The following is a 5,423-nucleotide window of genomic DNA, read 5'->3' as shown; positions in this document are numbered from 1 at the left end:
CCGCGGGCTCCCCGCGGGCGCGGCGGGTGCGGCGGTGAGCGGGCGGGGGTCTGACGGCGCGCGGGGGCGCGCGCGCGTGCTGCGGGCCCCCCCCCCCCCGCGGTGGGATCGGTGAGCCAGCCCGTGTAGTCGGCGGGATTGACGAAGAGGTGGGCGAACCGATGGGCGACCTCGGGAAGGGCTTGCCCGGCTTCGAGCGTTTCGAGGAGGTGATCCGGCGGTGGGCCCTGCTCCAGCAGGTCGTTGGTGAACCGCGTCGAATAGCGAGCCCGGTCCCAGTACCGCGCGAACGCGCGACGCATGAACTCCTCGTCGAAGGGCCGGTCGCCCTGCTCGAGGATCGCCTCCTCATACGACCGGGCCGCGTGCGCGGCCATGTTGGCGCCCTGTCCGGCCACCGGATCGTTCGTGACCGCTGTGTCGCCCATCGCGAGCACCTTCGCCCCGGAGGGCAACGTCCCGACCGGCTGCCGCACCACCGGCAGGACGCGCCCGCGCAGCGCGTCGAGCGGGCGGCTCGGCCGCGCGTCTTCGAGAATCCCGGCGAGCCAAGGGAAGTAGGTACGCAGCAGGTTTCGCGCGCGCTCGAAATGCTGCTCGGTGTCGGTTACCTCGTCCCAGCAGTCGAGCGGGCCGCCGGGGAAACCGAAGAACCCCACGCCGTAGACGGGCCCGTCGACCGACCACACCGGCAGTCCGAAGAACTCCCCCGCGTCGGAGAGGGCGACGCTGAGGCCGGAGGAGATCGCGGGCAGGGGCTCGTCTCCGGCGGATTTGACGTACAGGATGCCGATCGAGCGCTGAGGCTCGGAGTAAGGCGAAAGGATCTCGTTGCGCGGGAACAGGGCGTCGAACTGCGGACCCCGTCCGGCGGCGACGAGGAGGAGGTCGAACTCCCTCGCGTAGTCGTCGAGATCCTCCGGGCCGACCCGGCGTTCCCGGATTTCCCCGCCCTGCCGGGCGAATTCGGCCATCCACTCCGACACCTTGACCCGCTGGTCCACCGACTGCGCCGGCTGGTCGAGCGGCGCGCGCCAGGCGATCGCGGGTTTGCCCGCACCCGGTTCCCCTGCCGTGCAGAAGGCCACCTCGCCGATCTCCGGCGCGTGCGCGTCCCAGAAGTTGATGCCGAGTTCCCGTTCCCGGGTCAGCGCCGGATGGAACAGGCACTGATTGGAAATCAGCCTGCCACCGCGCACGGCTTCGGCCGACCGCTCCGTTACGATCGTGACCTCGTATCCGTGCCGTCGCAGGCCCAGCCCCAGTACCAGCCCGGCCTGCCCCGCCCCGACGATGCCGATCCGCCGCATGCCCTCCCCTTTCCCCGTACGGAAAAGGGTGCCCGACGCGGCGATCGTGGTCTAGTCCACCAGGGCTTGATACACCAACTGGCGCAACTGCGGCCGGATCGCGTAGGTGCTGGAGGGCAGCAACTGGGTGTAGAACTCGACGGTCAGGTCCTCGTCGTGGTCGACCCAGAACGCGGTCGACGCGGCACCGCCCCACGCGATTTCCCCGGCGCTGGAGAGCGTCTTCGCCTTCACCGGGTCTTCGAGCACGGAGAACCCGAGGCCAAAACCGTGACCGTGCATGGGTGATTCGGCGAACACCGGCCGCCCGAACTCCTCCAGATCCGCCCGTCCCGGCAGGTGATTGCTCGCCATCAGGTCGACCGTGCGCGGGCCCAGCAGCCGGACGCCGTCGAGTTCGCCGCGGCGCACGAGCATCTGGGTGAAGCGGCGGTAGTCCCCCGCGGTCGACACCAGGCCGCCACCACCGGACAGGCTGTCCGGCCGCGACCGGGCCCAGCCGTCGAACGCGGGAGCGGGGACGATCTGCCCGGTGCCAGGGCGCGGGGTGTAGATCGTCGCGACGCGATCGGCGTCCTCGGTGAAGAAGCCGGTGTCGGTCATGCCGAGCGGGCCGAAGATCCGCTCGGCGAAGAACTCGTCGAGCGGTTTGCCGGAAAGGATCTCGACGAGCCGGCCCAGCACGTCGGTGGCCACCGAGTAGTTCCATTCGCTGCCAGGCTGGAAGACGAGCGGGAGCGCGGCCCACCGCCGGACGCATTCGGCGAGGTCGGCACCGGCGGGCATCCCCCGCTCGAACCCGGCCTCGCGGTAGATCGCGTCGACCGGATGCGAGTGCATGAAGCCGTAGGTCAGCCCGGCGGTGTGGGTGAGCAGATGCCACAGCCGGATCGGCTCGGTCGCCGGTTCGGTCACCGGGCGCAGCGCCGACCCCTTGACGTAGACGCGCGGCTCGGCGAACTCCGGGAGCCACCGCGCGATCGGGTCGGTGAGGTCGATCAGGCCCTCTTCGACGAGCATCATCGCGGCGACCGAGGTGACCGGCTTCGTCATCGAGAAGACGCGCCACAGGGTGTCCGTCTCGACCGGCGCGTCCGTTTCGACGTCACGCTTACCGTACGCGGAAAGATGCGCGACGCGGCCATGCCTGCTCACCACAGCCAGGAATCCGGGCAGCAGGCCCTTGTCGACATACCGGGCGAAATGCCGGTCGATCCGCTTCAGCCGCTCCGCGTCGAAGCCGGCTTCGGCCGGATCGACGTCCACCTTCAGCTCACCCGTCATGGCGTGAGATTACGCGTTCTGCTCCCGCGCGCGCTCGGCCGCTTTTTCCTCGCGCCAGGCCTCGTCGTTCTTCCCGATCCGCCAGTACCCGGAGATCGACAACAGGTCACGCCGGACACCGCGCTCGTCGAGCAGGTACCGCCGCAGCTCCCGGACGAACCCGGCCTCGCCGTGCACGAAGGCCTGGACGACCCCGTCCCGCCACGGCAAAGCGCGGACCGCGGCGGCGACGTCACCGCCGGAGCTGCGGTGCAGCCAGGTGATCTGCGCGTCGGCCTTGGTGACGAGCGACTGCTCCTCAGCGGCGTCCTCGACCAGGATCACCGCGTGCGCCGGCACCCCGGCGGGCAGGGCCTCCAGCGACGCGGCGATGGCGGGCAGAGCGCTCTCGTCGCCCGCGAGCAGGTGCCAGTCCGCCTCCGGGCCCGGCGCGTACGCCCCGCCGGGCCCGGAGATCAGCAGCTCGTCGCCGGGTTTCGCCCGTGCGGCCCACGGCCCGGCGATGCCTTCATCGCCGTGGTGCACGAAGTCGAAGACGAGTTCCCCGGCCTGCGGGTCGTAGGCGCGCACCGTGTAGGAACGCATCCGCGGCCAGTGCTCGCGCGGCAGTTCGGCCCGGACCGTCCGGATGTCGAACGGCTCCGGGTAGGTCACCCCCGGCACCTTGAAGATGACCTTGACGTAGGCGTCGGTGAACGCGTTGGGCTCGAAGTCCCGCAGGCCGTCCCCGCCGGCCACGATGCGGATCATGTGCGGGGTCAGCCGTTCGGTGCGCAGCACCTCCAGCCGCGCCGCCGGACGTCCGCCCCTTGCTGGTGCCTCGGCCATACGCCCTCCTCCACCGGACAATTCACCCGGACGTCTCAATGATAAGGCTAACCTTACTCCCGACTTCTCACCGTACGCGCTCGCTCCCGGATCCGGCCACTCCGTTTTTTGCCGCCGAGTTCGGCCAGCAATTCCAGGAAGCCGTCCCGCACCCGGCCACGGAATCCGGCGAAGAACCGGTTGGCCAGCGGCACGGCCCACGCGCCCCGCTCCGCGACGTTCAGCACCCGATGACGGACCAGCGCGCCCGCGGGATGATCTTCGACCGCGTATTCGCCGCGGTACCACCAGCCACCCTGCGCGGCGAGCGTCCGGCGCTCCGGATCGACTTCGAGGCGCATCGGATATTCGCCGCCGCGCAGGCGTCGTTCGAGTCGCGCGAACACCTCCGGCGCCGGGGCGCCGACCACCCCGGACACCTCGGCCAGCGGCTTCATCCCGCCTGCGCCGCGGGATCGGAGACGCGGGTGTTCTGGAACGAAGCGATGCGCCATCCGTTGTCCTGTCGCACCAGGACGGTGGTCACGGTCGATTCGCGCCCCGGGTCGGTCCGCGCCGCGCCGGACACCGAGGAACCACCGCCCATGACGGCGATCGCGACGTCGGGGCGCACGAACCGCACCTTGGCCGTGCCCGGCGCGCCGGTGAGTCTCGACCCCTTCAACGGTCCCTCGAACAGCGCGCGGTGCGCGCTTTCGATCATCGCGCGACCGGGCATGTTCATCCCGAAGAAGGTCACGTAGTCCGCGTCCTCGGTGAACAACGCGCCATACGCCGTCGCGTCACCCGCGTTCCAGGCGTCGACGAGGCGGGCGAGCACCTCGTGCACGGCGGCTTCCTCGGACACGGCTTGCCGCAGATCGGTCATGGTCAGCTCCTTCACGAACGTCGTTCGTTTGACGAACACAGTTCTAATGACGAACGGCGTTCGTGTCAAGTACAGTGTTCGCGAACCCTGGAGGTGACCGAGTGACCGTTCCACCCCCGCCGTGGCGCAACCGGCCGCGGCGACGTGCCGCCAAACCCGCGCTGTCCCAGGAGCTGATCGTCAAGACGGCGCTGGACATCCTGGCGGCCGAGGGCATCTCCGCGGTGACGATGCGCCGCGTGGCCCAGGCCCTGGAAACTGGGCCGGCCTCGCTGTACGCGCATGTCGCGAACAAGGAGGAGCTCGACGAGCTGATGCTCGACAGCGTCCTGAGCGATCTGCCGCTGCCGGAACCGGATCCGGCGCGCTGGGCCGGGCAGGTCAAGGAACTGCTCGGGCACCAGGTCCGCGCGATGACGGCGTACCCGGGGATCGCGCGGGTCGCGTGGAGCATCGCGATCCCGGTCAGCCCGAACATGCTGCGGCACGGGGAAACCATGCTCGCACTGCTGCGCGCGGGCGGCCTCGATCTCAAGCAGGCGACCTACGCCGCGGACTCGTTGTCGCTCTACGCCAAGGCGTACGCCTATGAGGCGAGCAGCTGGACGTGGGGCGATTTCGACCAGAAGGACATGGCCGAGCGCAGCGAGCAGATGGAGGCGTACCTGCAATCACTGCCGCCGGCGATGTTCCCGAACACCTTGCGGATCGGGGAGTTCTTCAACGCCGACACAGCGGGCGAGCGATTCGAGTTCGCGCTGGACATGTTCCTCGCCGGCCTGAAAGCCCTGGCGGCCAAGAACTCGTGAGCGTCACACGGTCGGCGCAGCCGTCCACCCACTGCGAGGCACATCGAAAGTGATGAAGGGGTCCTCCACCGCGCCCAGCGCACCGAAGGACCCCTTGAGGGCACCGAAGTCCACAAAGGACAACCGGGCAAGCCGTTGTGATGCTGTGAAGGACCCCTTGAGGGCGTCCGACGAGCACTGGACAGTGCACCCTTTAGGGCTTCGCGTGGTGGCATGGACTGTCGGGGGGGCGGGGGCGGGGGGGGGGTGGGGAGGTCGGCGGGAGTGGTGGGGCAAGGCGCGGGCGCGGGCGCGCTGACCCCGAGGCCCAGGGGGCGCCCCCCC

At 70.0% G+C, this 5,423-nt stretch carries 6 protein-coding genes; 1 reads left to right on the top strand and 5 read right to left on the bottom strand.

What is annotated here, in order from left to right; all coding sequences use genetic code 11:
- The 5 genes from ACFWX1_RS21355 to ACFWX1_RS21335 all read right to left on the bottom strand — a co-directional run.
- Nucleotides 1–1,310: styrene monooxygenase/indole monooxygenase family protein (locus ACFWX1_RS21355; RefSeq protein ID WP_378389811.1), on the bottom strand; the 1,310-nt coding region annotated here is incomplete at its 3' end.
- A gap of 51 nt (nt 1,311–1,361) precedes the next feature.
- The gene (locus ACFWX1_RS21350; protein WP_378389809.1) at nt 1,362–2,594 is read right to left on the bottom strand and encodes a serine hydrolase domain-containing protein; all 1,233 of its coding nucleotides are present in this window, start codon (nt 2,592–2,594) and stop codon (nt 1,362–1,364) included.
- A 9-nt stretch (nt 2,595–2,603) separates the two neighbouring features.
- Nucleotides 2,604–3,422, bottom strand: a complete 819-nt coding sequence (locus tag ACFWX1_RS21345) for a siderophore-interacting protein (protein ID WP_378389808.1) — start codon at nt 3,420–3,422, stop codon at nt 2,604–2,606.
- Nucleotides 3,423–3,475: 53 nt separating this feature from the next.
- Nucleotides 3,476–3,859: a hypothetical protein gene (locus tag ACFWX1_RS21340; RefSeq protein ID WP_378389806.1), complete on the bottom strand. Its 384-nt coding sequence runs from the start codon at nt 3,857–3,859 to the stop codon at nt 3,476–3,478.
- Entirely contained in the window at nt 3,856–4,290 is a 435-nt protein-coding gene (locus ACFWX1_RS21335) for an SgcJ/EcaC family oxidoreductase (RefSeq protein ID WP_378389804.1), read from the bottom strand. Before ACFWX1_RS21335 ends, ACFWX1_RS21340 begins: the two co-directional genes overlap by 4 nt.
- Nucleotides 4,291–4,391: 101 nt before the next feature.
- Between ACFWX1_RS21335 and ACFWX1_RS21330 the strand changes: the two genes are divergently transcribed.
- Complete coding sequence (locus ACFWX1_RS21330; protein ID WP_378389802.1) at nt 4,392–5,099, top strand: TetR/AcrR family transcriptional regulator; 708 nt, start codon at nt 4,392–4,394, stop codon at nt 5,097–5,099.
- The last annotated feature ends 324 nt before the right edge of the window (nt 5,100–5,423 follow it).

Origin of the sequence: Amycolatopsis sp. NPDC059021, assembly GCF_042739895.1 — a bacterium.
GTDB lineage: Bacteria > Actinomycetota > Actinomycetes > Mycobacteriales > Pseudonocardiaceae > Amycolatopsis.
Note: the sequence above shows the minus strand (reverse complement) of the source record. Positions and strands in the feature narration are given on the sequence as shown.

Coding starts and splice junctions, on each gene's coding strand:
- ACFWX1_RS21335 (WP_378389804.1), bottom strand. CDS start 4,290: ATGACCGATCTGCGGCAAGCCGTGTCCGAGGAAGCCGCCGTGCACGAG.
- ACFWX1_RS21340 (WP_378389806.1), bottom strand. CDS start 3,859: ATGAAGCCGCTGGCCGAGGTGTCCGGGGTGGTCGGCGCCCCGGCGCCG.
- ACFWX1_RS21345 (WP_378389808.1), bottom strand. CDS start 3,422: ATGGCCGAGGCACCAGCAAGGGGCGGACGTCCGGCGGCGCGGCTGGAG.
- ACFWX1_RS21350 (WP_378389809.1), bottom strand. CDS start 2,594: ATGACGGGTGAGCTGAAGGTGGACGTCGATCCGGCCGAAGCCGGCTTC.